The sequence below is a fragment of the Streptomyces sp. SID9727 genome (genome assembly GCF_010550605.1).
In the GTDB taxonomy this organism is placed as follows: domain Bacteria; phylum Actinomycetota; class Actinomycetes; order Streptomycetales; family Streptomycetaceae; genus Streptomyces.
The window spans coordinates 1-15,818 of the sequence record NZ_JAAGNI010000094.1 but is presented as its reverse complement, the minus strand read 5'-3'; the positions used below and the strand labels follow the sequence as shown (position 1 = coordinate 15,818).

15 protein-coding genes are annotated in these 15,818 nt (G+C 71.1%); 14 read left to right on the top strand and 1 reads right to left on the bottom strand.

The window, feature by feature from the left end; translation table 11 throughout:
- From ftsW to G3I41_RS05755, 9 genes are all read left to right on the top strand, one after another.
- The gene (gene ftsW, locus G3I41_RS05795) at positions 1-1,275 is read left to right on the top strand and encodes a putative lipid II flippase FtsW (protein ID WP_164399226.1); all 1,275 of its coding nucleotides are present in this window, start codon (positions 1-3) and stop codon (positions 1,273-1,275) included.
- Positions 1,276-1,281: 6 nt separating this feature from the next.
- The gene (gene murG / locus G3I41_RS05790) at positions 1,282-2,376 is read left to right on the top strand and encodes an undecaprenyldiphospho-muramoylpentapeptide beta-N-acetylglucosaminyltransferase (protein WP_018104454.1); all 1,095 of its coding nucleotides are present in this window, start codon (positions 1,282-1,284) and stop codon (positions 2,374-2,376) included.
- A gap of 51 nt (positions 2,377-2,427) precedes the next feature.
- Positions 2,428-3,219: an FtsQ-type POTRA domain-containing protein gene (locus tag G3I41_RS05785; RefSeq protein ID WP_164399225.1), complete on the top strand. Its 792-nt coding sequence runs from the start codon at positions 2,428-2,430 to the stop codon at positions 3,217-3,219.
- 276 nt (positions 3,220-3,495) lie between these two features.
- On the top strand, positions 3,496-4,716 hold the full coding sequence (gene ftsZ / locus G3I41_RS05780) for a cell division protein FtsZ (RefSeq protein ID WP_164399224.1): 1,221 nt from the start codon (positions 3,496-3,498) through the stop codon (positions 4,714-4,716).
- 17 nt (positions 4,717-4,733) lie between these two features.
- Entirely contained in the window at positions 4,734-5,471 is a 738-nt protein-coding gene (gene pgeF, locus G3I41_RS05775) for a peptidoglycan editing factor PgeF (protein ID WP_164399223.1), read from the top strand.
- Between the two features lie 6 nt (positions 5,472-5,477).
- Positions 5,478-6,197 carry a YggS family pyridoxal phosphate-dependent enzyme gene (locus tag G3I41_RS05770; protein ID WP_164399222.1) on the top strand — a complete coding sequence of 240 codons (720 nt, stop codon included), beginning with the start codon at positions 5,478-5,480 and terminating at the stop codon, positions 6,195-6,197.
- Between the two features lie 125 nt (positions 6,198-6,322).
- Positions 6,323-6,940, top strand: a complete 618-nt coding sequence (sepF, locus tag G3I41_RS05765; protein ID WP_018104459.1) for a cell division protein SepF — start codon at positions 6,323-6,325, stop codon at positions 6,938-6,940.
- 72 nt (positions 6,941-7,012) lie between these two features.
- The gene (locus G3I41_RS05760) at positions 7,013-7,297 is read left to right on the top strand and encodes a YggT family protein (protein WP_164399221.1); all 285 of its coding nucleotides are present in this window, start codon (positions 7,013-7,015) and stop codon (positions 7,295-7,297) included.
- Positions 7,298-7,346: 49 nt separating this feature from the next.
- Positions 7,347-8,471 carry a DivIVA domain-containing protein gene (locus G3I41_RS05755; RefSeq protein ID WP_164399220.1) on the top strand — a complete coding sequence of 375 codons (1,125 nt, stop codon included), beginning with the start codon at positions 7,347-7,349 and terminating at the stop codon, positions 8,469-8,471.
- Positions 8,472-8,810: 339 nt separating this feature from the next.
- Here G3I41_RS05755 and ileS read toward each other — a convergent pair whose 3' ends face one another.
- Positions 8,811-11,954, bottom strand: a complete 3,144-nt coding sequence (gene ileS / locus G3I41_RS05750; RefSeq protein ID WP_164399219.1) for an isoleucine--tRNA ligase — start codon at positions 11,952-11,954, stop codon at positions 8,811-8,813.
- 550 nt (positions 11,955-12,504) lie between these two features.
- On the opposite strand from ileS, the gene G3I41_RS05745 reads away from it, so the two are divergent.
- The 5 genes from G3I41_RS05745 to G3I41_RS05725 all read left to right on the top strand — a co-directional run.
- Positions 12,505-13,146, top strand: a complete 642-nt coding sequence (locus tag G3I41_RS05745) for a TraR/DksA C4-type zinc finger protein (protein WP_164399218.1) — start codon at positions 12,505-12,507, stop codon at positions 13,144-13,146.
- Between the two features lie 57 nt (positions 13,147-13,203).
- The gene (lspA, locus tag G3I41_RS05740; protein ID WP_164399217.1) at positions 13,204-13,863 is read left to right on the top strand and encodes a signal peptidase II; all 660 of its coding nucleotides are present in this window, start codon (positions 13,204-13,206) and stop codon (positions 13,861-13,863) included.
- A gap of 45 nt (positions 13,864-13,908) precedes the next feature.
- Complete coding sequence (locus G3I41_RS05735) at positions 13,909-14,850, top strand: RluA family pseudouridine synthase (RefSeq protein ID WP_164399216.1); 942 nt, start codon at positions 13,909-13,911, stop codon at positions 14,848-14,850.
- Positions 14,850-15,323 (top strand): GNAT family N-acetyltransferase, encoded by a 474-nt coding sequence (locus G3I41_RS05730; RefSeq protein ID WP_164399215.1) that lies wholly within the window; start codon positions 14,850-14,852, stop codon positions 15,321-15,323. Before G3I41_RS05735 ends, G3I41_RS05730 begins: the two co-directional genes overlap by 1 nt.
- A gap of 107 nt (positions 15,324-15,430) precedes the next feature.
- Positions 15,431-15,818, top strand: a 388-nt coding sequence (locus tag G3I41_RS05725) for a cation:proton antiporter (protein WP_343242063.1), incomplete at its 3' end; no start/stop codon positions are given.

The following is a 15,818-nucleotide window of genomic DNA, read 5'->3' as shown; positions in this document are numbered from 1 at the left end:
GTGCGGGCCCGGAGCACCGGCAGCCCCCGCAGCCCGCGCGGCGGCGGGGCGCGCCGGCTGTACGAGCGGGCGCGACGGGCCTGGGACCGGCCGCTGACGGCGTACTACGTGATCCTGGGCGCCGGGCTGCTGATCACCGTGCTCGGTCTGGTGATGGTCTACTCCGCCTCCATGATCAAGGCACTGGAACTCGGCAAGCCGGGCACCTACTTCTTCCGCAAGCAGTTCCTGGCCGCCGTGATCGGGGCCGGGCTGATGGCCGCCGCCGCCCGGATGCCGGTGAAGCTGCACCGCGCGCTGTCCTACCCGCTGCTCATGGGCGCCGTCTTCCTGATGGTCCTGGTCCAGGTGCCGGGGATAGGGATGTCGGTCAACGGCAACCGCAACTGGCTCTACCTGGGCGGGCCCTTCCAGCTCCAGCCCAGCGAGTTCGGCAAGCTGGCGCTCGTGCTGTGGGGGGCCGACCTGCTCGCCCGCAAACAGGACAAGCGGCTGCTGACCCAGTGGAAGCACATGCTGGTGCCGCTGGTGCCCGTCGCCTTCATGCTGCTCGGGCTCATCATGCTCGGCGGCGACATGGGTACTGCGATCATTCTCACGGCCATCCTGTTCGGGCTGCTCTGGCTGGCCGGGGCGCCCACCCGGCTGTTCGCCGGCGTGCTCGCGACCGCCGGGCTCATCGGATTCCTGCTGATCAAGACCAGCCCCAACCGCATGTCCAGGCTGGACTGCATGGGGGCCAGCGAACCCGGGCCCGGTGGCTCCTGCTGGCAGGCCGTGCACGGCATCTATGCTCTGGCGTCGGGCGGATGGTTCGGTTCCGGCCTCGGCGCGAGTGTGGAAAAATGGGGCCAACTTCCCGAACCGCACACCGATTTCATCTTCGCCATCACCGGGGAGGAACTGGGGCTGGCGGGGACGCTGTCGGTGCTCGCCCTCTTCGCGGCTCTAGGCTATGCGGGTATCCGCGCGGCCGGACGCACGGAGGACCCCTTCGTGAGGTACGCGGCGGGAGGTGTGACCACCTGGATCACGGCGCAGGCCGTGATCAACATCGGTGCGGTGCTCGGTCTGCTGCCGATCGCCGGTGTCCCGCTCCCGCTGTTCTCGTACGGGGGGTCGGCCCTGCTGCCGACCATGTTCGCCGTCGGGCTGCTGATCGCGTTCGCGCGGGACGAGCCCGCCGCGAAGGCGGCCCTGGCCGTGCGGAGGCCCGGGGTGAGATGGAAGACGATGAGACGGCGCGTCAAGAGGCGTCCGTCCGGAGAGCGGTGAAATTCGGTGCATGTCGTACTCGCCGGCGGGGGGACCGCCGGCCACATCGAGCCCGCGCTTGCCCTCGCGGACGCCCTGCGCAGGCAGGACCCGAGCGTGGGGATCACCGCTCTCGGCACGGAGCGCGGACTCGAGACCAGACTCGTACCCGAGCGGGGGTACGAACTGGCGCTGATCCCGGCCGTACCGCTGCCGCGCAAGCCCACTCCCGAACTCATCACCGTCCCGGGCCGGCTGCGCGGCACCATCAAGGCCGCGGAGCAGATCCTGGAACGCACCCGGGCCGACTGCGTGGTGGGCTTCGGCGGGTACGTGGCCCTGCCGGGCTATCTCGCCGCCAAGCGCGCCGGTGTCCCGATCGTGGTCCACGAGGCCAACGCCCGCCCCGGCCTGGCCAACAAGATCGGCTCGCGGTACGCGCACGGCGTCGCCGTCTCCACGCCCGACAGCAAGCTGCGCGGCGCCCGCTACATCGGCATCCCGCTCCGCCGCACCATCGCCACCCTCGACCGGGCCCGCGTCCGGCCCGAGGCGCGCGCGGCGTTCGGTCTCGACCCCAACCTGCCGACGCTGCTGGTCTCCGGCGGCTCGCAGGGCGCCCGCCACCTCAACGAGGTGGTGCAGCGCGTCGCCCCGCTGCTCCAGCGCTCGGGCATCCAGATCCTGCATGTGGTCGGACCGAAGAACGAACTGCCGCGCGTGGACAACATGCCCGGGATGCCCCCCTATATCCCGGTACCGTACGTGGACCGGATGGATCTCGCGTACGCCGCGGCCGACATGATGCTCTGCCGCGCGGGTGCGATGACCGTCGCCGAACTCTCCGCCGTCGGACTGCCCGCCGCCTACGTCCCGTTGCCCATCGGCAACGGCGAACAGCGGCTCAACGCCCAGCCGGTGGTCAACGCCGGTGGCGGACTGCTGGTGGACGACGCCGCGCTCACCCCCGAGTGGGTGCAGGGCAACGTCCTCCCGGTGCTGTCCGATCCGCACCGGTTGTATGAGATGTCCCGGGCTGCCGCCGAGTTCGGCCGCCGGGACGCCGACGATCTGCTGGTCGGCATGGTGTACGAGGCGATTGCCGCACGCCGTAACGCGTGAGGCGGACGGGTCCGGGGGCGGTGGCTCCCGGACCCGGCATAAGGAGCGAGCGTGGCCGGACCGACGACCGCCCAGCGCGGTGCAGGGAAGCGGGAGAGCGCCGCGGACCGGCCGCCGCGCCCACGCCCCGGGGGGCGCCGCGTCTCCCGCCGGCTGCTGCTCCTGATCGCCGGAGCCGCGCTGCTGCTCGGCTCCGGCGTCGTCTGGGCGCTGTACGGCTCCTCCTGGCTGCGGGTCGAACAGGTCAGGATCACCGGCGTGCGGGTGCTGACGCCCGTCGAGGTGGAGCGCGCCGCGGCGGTGCCGATGGGCGCCCCGCTCGTCTCCGTGGACACCGACGCCATCGAAAAGAGGTTGCGCCAGAAGTTGCCTCGTGTCGACGAGGTGGATGTCGTTCGGTCATGGCCGCACGGCATCGGACTTAAGGTGACCGAACGAAAGCCGGTCCTTCTGGTGAAAAAGGGCGCGAAGTTCATCGAAGTGGACGACGAAGGCGTGCGGTTCGCGACGGTGGACAAGTCGCCCGGGCGGGTGCCCCTGCTGGAGGTGGCGACGGGCCGTTCCGCGAGCCTGCGCCGCTTCGGCACCGACCGGCTGGTGCGGGAAGCGGTCCGGGTCGCGGGAGACCTCCCGGACGGCGTCGCGGAAGACACCCGGGTCGTCCGGGTCGATTCGTACGACGCCATCTCCCTGGAACTCAGTGGGGATCGCACGGTGATGTGGGGAAGTGGTGGAGCGGGGGCGGTGAAGGCGAAAGTCCTCACCGCTCTCATGAAGGCCGCACCCAAAGCGGGACACTTCGACGTGAGTGCCCCCACCGCTCCTGCGGTGTCGGGTGGTTGACGCGTATTTGGCCTGGCCAGCACCCTGGTTGGTCAGCGCTACGGGTGATCACATAGGGTGAAAAGAAAAACGGGAGGTTCGGCGTGTTCGTTGAACGTGCGCCACTTGTCGACTTAGTGTCCTGTTCGGAAGAGTCCATGCAGCAGACACACTGGTAACCCTAAACTTGAACGTTAGGGTTTGGGTCGGCGTTCGGACCGTCCCAATCGGCATCCGTCGTCGCGGCGGGATCACCGCGAAGCGACGACACGTAACTCGAGGCGAGAGGCCTTCGACGTGGCAGCACCGCAGAACTACCTCGCAGTCATCAAGGTCATCGGTGTCGGCGGCGGTGGTGTCAATGCCATCAACCGAATGATCGAGGTCGGTCTCAAGGGCGTCGAGTTCATCGCGATCAACACGGATGCGCAAGCCCTGTTGATGAGCGACGCCGACGTCAAGCTCGACGTCGGCCGTGAACTCACCCGCGGCCTCGGCGCCGGGGCGAACCCGGCCGTCGGTCGTAAGGCGGCAGAGGACCACCGTGAGGAGATCGAGGAGGTCCTCAAGGGGGCCGACATGGTCTTCGTCACCGCAGGCGAAGGCGGCGGCACCGGCACCGGTGGCGCACCCGTCGTCGCCAACATCGCGCGTTCGCTCGGCGCCCTGACGATCGGTGTGGTCACCCGCCCGTTCACCTTCGAGGGCCGGCGCCGCGCCAATCAGGCGGAGGACGGCATCGCCGAGCTCCGCGAAGAGGTCGACACGCTCATCGTCATCCCCAACGACCGGCTGCTGTCCATCTCGGACCGCCAGGTCAGCGTGCTCGACGCCTTCAAGTCGGCCGACCAGGTCCTGCTCTCGGGTGTCCAGGGCATCACCGACCTCATCACCACCCCGGGCCTGATCAACCTCGACTTCGCCGACGTCAAGTCGGTCATGTCCGAGGCCGGTTCCGCGCTCATGGGCATCGGCTCCGCCCGCGGCGACGACCGCGCGGTGGCCGCCGCGGAGATGGCGATCTCCTCGCCGCTCCTGGAGGCGTCCATCGACGGCGCCCGCGGTGTCCTGCTCTCCATCTCCGGCGGCAGCGACCTCGGTCTCTTCGAGATCAACGAGGCCGCCCAGCTGGTGAGCGAGGCGGCCCACCCGGAGGCGAACATCATCTTCGGCGCGGTCATCGACGACGCCCTCGGCGACGAGGTGCGGGTCACCGTGATCGCGGCGGGCTTCGACGGCGGGCAGCCGCCGGCCCGGCGCGAGAACGTCCTCGGCGCGAACAGCGCCAAGCGCGAGGAGCCGGCCCCGACGCCGGTCCGGTCCGCGCCCGAGCCGGTGCGCCAGTCCGGCGGGCTCGGTTCGGTGCCGCCGCGCGAGGAGCCGGTGCAGGCCGAGCCGGTTCCGGTGTCGGGTGAGACCCACCTTCCGCCGGTCGTCTCGCCGCCGCACGTCCCGCCGGCCCGTCCCTACTCGGACTCCCAGGCCGAAGAGCTGGACGTACCGGACTTCTTGAAGTGATAGGCCCGCATGACACTGTGAGCCCGACGGACTCGGTCTTCTCGCGGGGCGGCGCTCACTTCTCCTTCACCGACAGGTGGGGCGGAGTGAGCGCCGCCCCGTACGCGGAGCTCAATCTCGGCGGCGCGGTCGGCGACGACCCCGCCGCCGTTCTCGCCAACCGCGAGCGGGCCGCGCGCGACCGGGGGCTCGACCCGGCGAGGGTCGTCTGGATGAACCAGGTCCACGGCCGGGATGTGGCCGTGGTCGACGGACCCTGGGGCGAGGCGGCGGAGATCCCCGCCGTCGACGCGGTGGTCACCGCGCGCCGCGGGCTCGCGCTCGCCGTGCTGACCGCCGACTGCACGCCCGTCCTGCTCGCCGACCCGGAGGCAGGCGTCGTCGCGGCGGCGCACGCCGGGCGGCCGGGGCTGGTCGCCGGGGTCGTTCCGGCCGCGGTCGGGGCCATGGTCCGGCTGGGCGCGGAGGTCTCCCGGATCACCGCGCGGACCGGGCCGGCCGTCTGCGGTCGGTGCTACGAGGTGCCGGCCGCGATGCGGGACGAGGTCGCCGCGAGCGTGCCCGGCTCCTGGTCCGAGACCAGCTGGGGCACCCCGGCGGTGGACGTCACGGGCGGGGTGCACGCCCAGCTGGCGGAGCTCGGCGTCACCGACCGGCACGCTTCGCCCTTCTGCACCCTGGAATCGAGCGACCACTTCTCGTACCGACGCGACCGCACCACCGGGCGGCTCGCCGGATATGTCTGGCTGGACTGATAGGACATGACGGAACGCAAGGAACAACTCGCCGCGAATCTGGCGCGGGTGGAGGAGCGGATCGCCTCGGCCTGCCTCGCGGCCGGGCGCGCGCGGGAGGAGGTGACCCTGCTCGTGGTCACCAAGACCTACCCCGCGAGCGATGTGCGGATTCTGCACGGACTCGGTGTGCGTCAGGTCGCGGAGAACCGCGACCAGGACGCCGCTCCCAAGGCCGCCGAGTGTGCGGATCTGTCCCTCTCCTGGCACTTTGTCGGTCAGTTGCAGACCAACAAGGTCCGTTCGGTGGCCGGTTATGCAGATGTCGTGCAGTCGGTCGACCGTACGAAGCTGGTGACCGCCCTTTCGGCGGCGGCCGAGCGCCGCGAGCGCGAACTCGGCTGCCTCATCCAGGTGGCACTTGACGCGGAGAGAGGCGAGCGCGGGGCCCGCGGGGGTGTCGCCCCGGACGGGATCGAGGAGTTGGCGGACGCGGTCGCCGCCGCGCCCGGGCTCCGGCTGGACGGGCTGATGACCGTCGCGCCGCTCGCCGGCCCCTTCGCCGGGCGGCAACGGGCCGCGTTCGACCGGCTGATGGAATTCTCATCCCGGCTGCGCGGGAACCATCCGGCTGCGAACATGGTCTCTGCGGGGATGAGTGCGGACCTCGAGGACGCGATCGCGGCAGGAGCGACACATGTGCGCGTCGGTACTGCGGTACTCGGAGTCCGTGCCGGGCTCGGGTAACGTCGCCAAGCAAGTCGGACCACAGCAGAAAATATGGTCATTACCGCCCAGGGCGGGGAGGCCGGAGTGGATCGCGGGCACTTGGTGACAGATGCCGATCCACCACAGAGCGGAGGACTCAGAGCATGGCCGGCGCGATGCGCAAGATGGCGGTCTACCTCGGCCTCGTGGAGGACGATGGGTACGACGGCCCGGGGTTCGACCCCGACGACGAATTCGAACCCGAGCCGGAGCCCGAGCGCGACCGGCGCCGGCACCAGCCCGCGCATCAGGTGGAGCGGGACCGGGAGCGCGACGAACCGGTACGCGCGGTCCAGCCGCCGGCGCAGCGGGAGCCGGTCCAGATCCCGGCGGAGCGTGAGCGACCCGCCCGGATCGCACCCGTGGCATCCATCACACCTGAACGTCCGAACATGGAGAAGAACGCACCGGTGATCATGCCCAAGGTCGTGTCCGAGCGCGAGCCCTACCGGATCACGACGCTGCACCCCAGGACGTACAACGAGGCCCGTACCATCGGGGAACACTTCCGTGAGGGCACTCCGGTGATCATGAATCTCACGGAGATGGACGATACGGACGCAAAGCGACTTGTCGACTTTGCCGCGGGACTCGTCTTCGGTCTCCATGGCAGCATTGAGCGAGTGACACAGAAGGTGTTCCTGTTGTCGCCTGCTAACGTCGATGTCACGGCGGAGGACAAGGCCCGCATCGCAGAGGGCGGATTCTTCAACCAGAGCTGAGAACACGACACCGGGAACAACCCGGCCGAGAGGCCGGTGCTACGAGAGCCAGGGGAGAGGGAAGCGCGAGAGATGGGCGTCGCACAAAGTGTTGTCTACATCGCGTTGATGTGTTTCCTCATCGTGCTGATCTTCCGGCTTGTCATGGACTACGTCTTCCAGTTCGCACGTTCATGGCAGCCGGGCAAGCCGATGGTGGTCGTCCTCGAGACGACGTACACGGTCACCGATCCACCGCTCAAGCTCCTGCGGCGGCTCATCCCGCCGCTGCGTCTCGGGGGCGTGGCACTCGACCTGTCCTTCTTCGTTCTGATGATCATCGTTTCCATCCTGATCAGCATCGTGATCAGGCTGTGAGCGATACGGTCTTGCCGACTGCCGACGACTACGTAGAGGTGAAGAAGAGATGCCGCTGACTCCCGAGGATGTGCGGAACAAGCAGTTCACGACAGTCCGCCTCCGAGAGGGCTACGACGAGGACGAGGTCGATGCCTTCCTCGACGAGGTCGAGTCGGAGCTGACCCGCCTGCTCCGTGAGAACGAGGACCTGCGCGCCAAGCTGGCCGCCGCCACGCGTGCCGCCGCGCAGAACCAGCAGCAGGGCATGCGCAAGCCGCCGGAGCAGCAGGAGCGGCCGGGTGCCCCGGTGCCCGCCGCCATATCGGGCCCGCCGGTCCAGCAGCAGCCCCCGCAGATGGGTCCCCCCCAGCTGCCCGGTGGTGCTCCGCAGCTGCCCGCCGGTCCCAGCGGCCACGGCCCCCAGGGTCCGCACGGCCCCGGTCCGCAGGGCCCGCACGGCCCCGGCCCGATGCAGGGTGGTCCCATGGGCGGCCCGATGGGCGGCCCCATGGGCGGTCACAACCCGCAGCAGCAGATGCAGCAGATGCAGCCCCCGCCGCAGATGCAGCAGCAGGGTCCCGGTGGCGACAGCGCCGCCCGTGTCCTGTCCCTGGCCCAGCAGACCGCCGACCAGGCGATCGCGGAGGCCCGTTCCGAGGCCAACAAGATCGTCGGCGAGGCGCGCAGCCGCGCCGAGGGCCTGGAGCGGGACGCCCGCGCCAAGGCGGACGCGCTGGAGCGGGACGCGCAGGAGAAGCACCGCGTGGCGATGGGCTCGCTGGAGTCGGCCCGCGCGACGCTGGAGCGCAAGGTCGAGGACCTGCGGGGCTTCGAGCGTGAGTACCGGACGCGTCTGAAGTCCTACCTGGAGAGCCAGCTGCGTCAGCTGGAGACCCAGGCCGACGACTCGCTGGCTCCGCCGCGCACCCCGGCCGCCGCGTCGCTGCCGCCGTCGCCTTCGCTGGCTCCGGCCGGTGCGGGTGCCATGGGGCACATGGGCGGCAACCACGGCGGTCAGCCGATGGGCGGCGGAAACCCGTCCATGGGCGGTGGCCCGTCGTACGGCGGTCAGCAGCAGATGTCGCCGGCGATGACGCAGCCGATGGCGCCGGTGCGGCCGCAGGCGCCGCAGCCGATGCAGCAGGCGCCGTCGCCGATGCGTGGGTTCCTGATCGACGAGGACGACAACTGAGCGGGACGCGCTCGTTGAGCGCGTAGCCGTCGGCAGGCTGAGGGCCGGGCCCCGGGGTTTCCCGGGGCCCGGCCCTTTTGCGTACCCGATCCGCTGCGCGGAGCCTGTTCCCCACCCCGCCCCTTCCCGAAACCGGGGCTCCGCCCCAGACCCCGCGCCTCAAGCGCCGGCGAGGCTGAAGGTTGCGGCGCGGGGCCCCAGACGCCGCGCCCGAAACGTCGGCCAGGCTGAAGGTTGCGGCGCGGCCAGAGCAAGCCCCCCCGGCTTCGGGAGGGGGCGGTAGGGGAACAGCAAAGGGCCCGGCCGGAACGGTCTCCGGCCGGGCCCCTCGGGTGACGGCTACGCCTTGCGGAGGCGGAAGACCAGGTTCAGACCCTCGTCCTCGAACGGGGCGCCGTACGCGCCGTCCGCCTCGCCCTCCGCGTAGTCCAGCGCCAGCACCTCGTCCGCGATCAGCGTCGCGTGCTCGGTCAGGGCCTCCGCCGTGGCCGGGGACGTGGAGGTCCAGCGGACGGCGATGCGGTCGGCCACGTCCAGGCCGCTGTTCTTGCGGGCCTCCTGGATCAGGCGGATCGCGTCACGGGCCAGGCCCGCCCGCCGCAGCTCCGGCGTGATTTCCAGGTCCAGGGCCACCGTCGCGCCCGAGTCGGAGGCGACCGACCAGCCCTCGCGCGGGGTCTCCGTGATGATCACCTCGTCCGGTGCCAGGGTGACCGTCTCGCCGTCCACCTCCACCGACGCCGTGCCCTCGCGCAGGGCCAGCGACAGCGCCGCCGCGTCCGCGTTCGCGACCGCCTTGGCCACCGCCTGGACGCCCTTGCCGAAGCGCTTGCCGAGCGCCCGGAAGTTCGCCTTGGCCGTGGTGTCGACCAGCGAGCCGCCCACCTCGGAGAGCGAGGCGAGCGAGGAGACGTTCAGCTCCTCCGTGATCTGGGCGCGCAGCTCCGCGGACAGGGCCTCGAAGCCCGAGGCCGCGACCAGTGCCCGGGACAAGGGCTGGCGGGTCTTGACGCCCGACTCCGCGCGCGTGGCCCGGCCCAGCTCGACCAGCCGCCGCACCAGCGCCATCTGCGCAGAGAGCGCGGGGTCGATCGTCGCCGGGTCCGCCTTCGGCCAGGACGACAGGTGGACCGACTCCGGCGCGTCCGGGGTGACCGGCACGATCAGGTCCTGCCAGACCCGCTCGGTGATGAACGGGGTCAGCGGGGCCATCAGCCGCGTGACGGTCTCCACCACTTCGTGCAGCGTGCGCAGCGCCGCCTTGTCGCCCTGCCAGAAGCGGCGCCGGGAGCGGCGCACGTACCAGTTGGACAGGTCGTCCACGAACGCGGAGAGCAGCTTGCCGGCGCGCTGCGTGTCGTAGCCCTCCAGCGCCTGCGTGACCTGGTCCACCAGCGTGTTCAGCTCGCCGAGCAGCCAGCGGTCCAGGACCGTGCGGTCGGCGGGCGCCGGGTCCGCGGCCGAGGGCGCCCAGTCCGACGTACGGGCGTACAGGGCCTGGAAGGCCACGGTGTTCCAGTACGTGAGGAGCGTCTTGCGGACGACCTCCTGGATCGTGCCGTGGCCCACGCGCCGGGCCGCCCACGGGGAGCCGCCCGCCGCCATGAACCAGCGCACCGCGTCCGCGCCGTGCTGGTCCATGAGCGGGATCGGCTGGAGGATGTTGCCCAGGTGCTTGGACATCTTCCGGCCGTCCTCGGCGAGGATGTGGCCCAGGCACACCACGTTCTCGTAGCTGGACTTGTCGAAGACGAGCGTGCCGACCGCCATCAGCGTGTAGAACCAGCCGCGCGTCTGGTCGATGGCCTCCGAGATGAACTGCGCCGGGTAGCGGCTCTCGAAGACCTCCTTGTTCTTGTACGGGTAGCCCCACTGCGCGAACGGCATCGAGCCCGAGTCGTACCAGGCGTCGATGACCTCCGGGACGCGGCGCGCCTCCAGGCCGCAGCCCTCGTGGGTACAGGCGAAGGTGACGTCGTCGATGAAGGGGCGGTGCGGGTCCAGGTCCGAGAGGTCCGTGCCGGAGAGCTCGCCCAGCTCGGCGCGGGAGCCGACACAGGTGAGGTGGCCCTCCTCGCAGCGCCAGATCGGCAGCGGGGTGCCCCAGTAGCGGTTGCGGGACAGCGCCCAGTCGACGTTGTTGGTCAGCCAGTCGCCGAAGCGGCCGTGCTTGACGGAGTCCGGGAACCAGTTGGTCTTCTCGTTCTCCTGCAGCAGCCGCTCCTTGACCGCCGTGGTGCGGATGTACCAGGACGGCTGCGCGTAGTAGAGCAGCGCGGTGTGGCAGCGCCAGCAGTGCGGGTAGCTGTGCTCGTACGGGACGTGGCGGAAGAGCAGGCCGCGGTCCTTCAGGTCCTCGGTCAGCGCCTCGTCGGCCTTCTTGAAGAAGACCCCGCCGACCAGCGGCAGGTCCTCCTCGAAGGTGCCGTCGGGGCGGACCGGGTTGACCACCGGCAGCCCGTACGCCTTGCAGACCAGGAGGTCGTCGGCGCCGAAGGCGGGGGACTGGTGGACCAGACCCGTACCGTCCTCGGTCGTCACGTACTCCGCGTTGACGACGTAGTGCGCCTCGGCGGGGAAGTCGATCAGGGCGAACGGGCGCTCGTACGTCCAGCGCTCCATCTCGCGGCCGGTGAACGACCGGCCGGTGAGCTCCCAGCCCTCGCCGAGCGCCTTCTCGACCAGCGGCTGGGCGACGACGAGCTTCTCCTCGCCGTTCGTCGCGACGACGTAGGTGACGTCCGGGTGCGCGGCGACGGCGGTGTTGGAGACCAGGGTCCACGGGGTCGTCGTCCAGACCAGGAGCGCCGCCTCGCCGGCCAGCGGGCCCGAGGTGAGCGGGAAGCGGACGAAGACCGAGGGGTCGACGACCGTCTCGTAGCCCTGCGCCAGCTCGTGGTCGGACAGGCCGGTGCCGCAGCGCGGGCACCAGGGGGCGACGCGGTGGTCCTGGACCAGCAGGCCCTTGTTGAAGATCTCCTTCAGCGACCACCACACGGACTCCACGTACTCGGGGTCCATGGTGCGGTACGCGTCGTCCAGGTCGACCCAGTAGCCCATGCGGGTCGTCAGCTCGGCGAAGGCGTCGGTGTGCCGGGTCACGGACTCGCGGCACTTGGCGTTGAACTCGGCGATGCCGTACGCCTCGATGTCCTTCTTGCCGTTGAAGCCCAGCTCCTTCTCGACCGCCAGCTCGACCGGCAGGCCGTGGCAGTCCCAGCCGGCCTTGCGGCCCACGTGGTAGCCCTGCATGGTCCGGAAGCGGGGGAAGACGTCCTTGAAGACGCGGGCCTCGATGTGGTGGGCGCCGGGCATGCCGTTGGCGGTCGGCGGACCCTCGTAGAACACCCACTCGGGGCGGCCCTCGGACTGGTCGAGGCTCTTGGTGAAGACCTTGTTCTCACGCCAGAAGTCGAGCACGGCGTGTTCGAGGGCGGGCAGGTCGACCTGGGCGGGTACCTGGCGGTACTGCGGCGATGTCATGTGCGGGCTTCCTCCGGCGGACGTCTTCCACTTCCGTCGGAGGGACGAGAACCGAGCCGGTTCCCGCGGTACCACCCTCCTTGGCCCCGGGCGTGCGCCCCGGGCCCCCTCATTGGGGTGCGATGCCGGTTCTACTGGCCCCTCGGGGCGTTCTTCCGACGGCTCCGGGGTGATCTTCACGACGCGCTCGCCCCCGGGCTCCCACCGTCCCCGGGTCGCTGCTGGCTGCGTACGACGCTACTCGTCCCATCCACGCCTCTCGCTGGGGCCAGTGTACGGGCCGCGGGCCACGGCGTCCGACCGGTTTACGCGGGGCCCGGGCGTGACCCGAATGGCCATACGGGGCGCACCCGGCCGGAGCGCGGCCCGGCGCGCGGCGGAAAGCCGGATTACCCGCCGGGGAGCTGGGCACAACGGATGCAGGCGCACAGTGATCCGGACGCGGGGAGGGGCGATGAGGCGGCGTGCCCCGTTGCCGCGGGCCGGGGGTCGACTTATCGTCCCAGCACGACTCGCGAGCAAGATCACAGTGTGTGAAGGGGCCGCGGCCATGGTGGAGAAGAAGGCGCCCGGCGAGAAGACCTCCGCCAAGAAGGCGGCGGCCCGGAAGACCGCGTCGAAGAAGACCACGCCGAAGAAGACCGGGGCCACCGCGGCCCCGGCGACCACGGGGGCGGCCGAGGCCGCCGATCAGACGGGAGCCCACACGGTGGTAGCCAAGAAGAGCGCGGCCAGTACCCGGACCGCGGGCGAGGACGCGGCACCCGTGCCGCCCGCCCGGGTCGCCACGGCGCCGGGGGACCTGGCCGTACGGCCGGGCGAGGACCCGTGGACCCCGGAGGAGGTCGACGCCGCGCGGGACGGGCTGACCGGCGAGATCACCCGCCTCCGCAACGAGCTGGAGGCGTCCGGCCTCGCGCTGGCCGGGCTGATGCGGGACTCCGGTGACGGAGCGGGCGACGACGAGGCCGACACCGGCACCAAGAACATCACCCGCGAGCACGAGATGCAGCTCGCCGCCAACGCCCAGGAGATGCTGGACCAGACCGAGCGCGCCCTGGCCCGGCTGGAGGCCGGCACGTACGGGCTGTGCGAGGTCTGCGGCAAGCCGATCGGCAAGGCGCGGATGCAGGCGTTCCCCCGGGCCACGCTGTGCGTCGAGGACAAGCAGAAGCAGGAACGACGCGGCTGATTCGCACGGGCGTGCCGTACCCTCGTCCTCAGTCGGGAACTAGGTTGAGGGACTCACGTGGCAGAGGCGGAGCGCATCATCGGTACGCCGGACATCACCGGAGCTGAGGGCAGCGGAGAGACCGGGCCGGACGGCCCGGCCGCTTCCCCGGAGCCGGGCGCGCCGGAGGTCCAGGACACCGGGGCCACCGCCACGGACGCGGACGCGGCCGTCGACCGTTCCCCGGCCACCCGCCGGCGCCGGGTCATCCTGCTGTTCTGCGTCGCCGTCGTGGCGTACCTGCTCGACCTCGGCAGCAAGATGCTCGTCGTGGCGAAGCTGGAGCACCAGGAGCCGATCGAGCTCATCGGCGACTGGCTCAAGCTGGACGCCCTGCGCAACTCGGGCGCCGCGTTCGGCTTCGGCGAGGCGTTCACGATCATCTTCACGATCATCGCGGCGACCGTCATCGTGGTGATCGCGCGGCTGGCGCGCAAGCTGTACAGCCTGCCGTGGGCCATCGCGCTCGGACTGCTCCTCGGCGGGGCGCTCGGGAACCTCACCGACCGCATCTTCCGCGCGCCGGGCGTCTTCGAGGGCGCGGTGGTGGACTTCATCGCCCCCGCCCACTTCGCCGTCTTCAACCTGGCCGACTCCGCGATCGTCTGCGGCGGCATCCTGATCGTGCTCCTCTCCTTCAAGGGCCTGGACCCCGACGGCACCGTGCACAAGGACTGAGGACGGGGGGAACGGGGACCGGCGGGGGCAAGGCATACTCGACTGGTGAGTACGCAACCCGAGGTCCGCACCCTGCCCGTCCCCGATGGCCTGGAGGGCGAGCGCGTCGACGCCGCCATCTCCCGGATGTTCGGCTTCTCCCGCACCAAGGCCGCCGACCTGGCCGCCGCCGGCAAGGTGCAGGTGGACGGCTCGGTGGTCGGGAAGTCCGAGCGGGTGCACGGCGGTGCCTGGCTCGAAGTGGAGATGCCGCAGGCGGCCGCACCCGTGCAGATCGTCGCCGAGCCCGTCGAGGGCATGGAGATCGTCCACGACGACGACGACATCGTGGTGATCGTCAAGCCCGTCGGCGTCGCCGCCCACCCCAGCCCCGGCTGGACCGGCACCACCGTCATCGGCGGCCTCGCCGCGGCCGGGTACCGGATCTCGACGTCCGGCGCCGCCGAGCGCCAGGGCATCGTGCACCGGCTCGACGTCGGCACCTCCGGGCTGATGGTCGTCGCCAAGTCCGAGCGCGCCTACACCCTGCTCAAGGCCCAGTTCCGCGACCGGGTCGTGGAGAAGAAGTACAACGCGCTGGTCCAGGGCCACCCGGACCCGATGAGCGGCACCATCGACGCCCCCATCGGACGCCACCCGAACCACGACTACAAGTGGGCGGTCGTCGCCGACGGCAAGCCCTCGGTGACCCACTACGACCTCATCGAGGCGTACCGGGCCGCCAGCCTCCTCGACATCAAGCTGGAGACCGGGCGCACCCACCAGATCCGGGTGCACATGTCCGCCCACCGCCACCCCTGCGTCGGCGACCTCACCTACGGCGCCGACCCCACCATGGCCAAGCGCCTCGGCCTGACCCGGCAGTGGCTGCACGCGGTGAAGCTGGGCTTCGAGCACCCCGCCGACGGGAGCTGGGTCGAGTTCACCAGCACCTACCCGGACGACCTCCAGCAGGCGCTGGACCGCATCGCGGCGGAGAGCCAGTGATGGCCGGGCCCCTCGGGTACACCACCCGGACCGTCACCGACGAGCGGGACCGCGCCGCGTGCTTCCAGCTGCGCAAGGAGGTCTTCGTCGGTGAGCAGAACGTGCCCGAGGAGATCGAGTACGACGCCTACGACGCGGACGCGCTGCACGTCATAGCCGTCGCCGCGGACGGCACCGCGCTCGGGACCGGCCGGCTGCTGCACGGCCCCGCCGCCTCGGCGCACACCGGCGCGGACCCCGCGGTCGGCTCGCTCGGCCGGCTCGCGGTGAGCAAGGAGGCCCGCGGCCTCGGCGTCGGCGCCGCGCTCGTGCGGGCCATCGAGGACGCCGCCCGCGACCACGGCCTCGCCGCCGTCGACCTGCACGCCCAGACGCACGCCCTGCGCTTCTACGAGCGCCTCGGCTACGAGCCGTACGGCCCCGAGTTCATGGACGCGGGAATCGCGCACCGCGCGATGCGCCGGACGATCTGACGCCCCGCCGCGCCCCCTGACCTCGGCGGCCGGGGGGCGCATGGCAGGGTGAGGGGAATCGGCCGGGCGTGGACCGGGCCCGGCCGGAGCGCTTCGGAAGGCACCCCGTGGACCAGATGTCACTGCTGCTCCTGCTGCTGCTCGGGGCCGTGGTCACGGTTCCGCTGGGGGACCGGCTGAAGCTGCCGGCGCCGGTGCTGATGACGCTCTTCGGCGTCGTCCTGGCCTTCCTCAGCTTCGTGCCGAACGTGGACATCCCGCCGGAGATCATCCTCCCCGCGCTGCTGCCGCCGCTGCTCTACGCCTCGGTGCAGCGCACCTCCTGGCGGCAGTTCGCCGCGAACAAGCGGCCCATCTTCCTGCTGGCCGTCGCCCTGGTCTTCCTCACGACCGCGGCCGTCGCGGCGGTCGCCGACGCGATCGTGCCGGGGCTGCCGCTCGCCGCCGCCGTCGCGCTCGGCGCGCTCGTCGCCCCGCCCGACCCGGTCGCCGCCA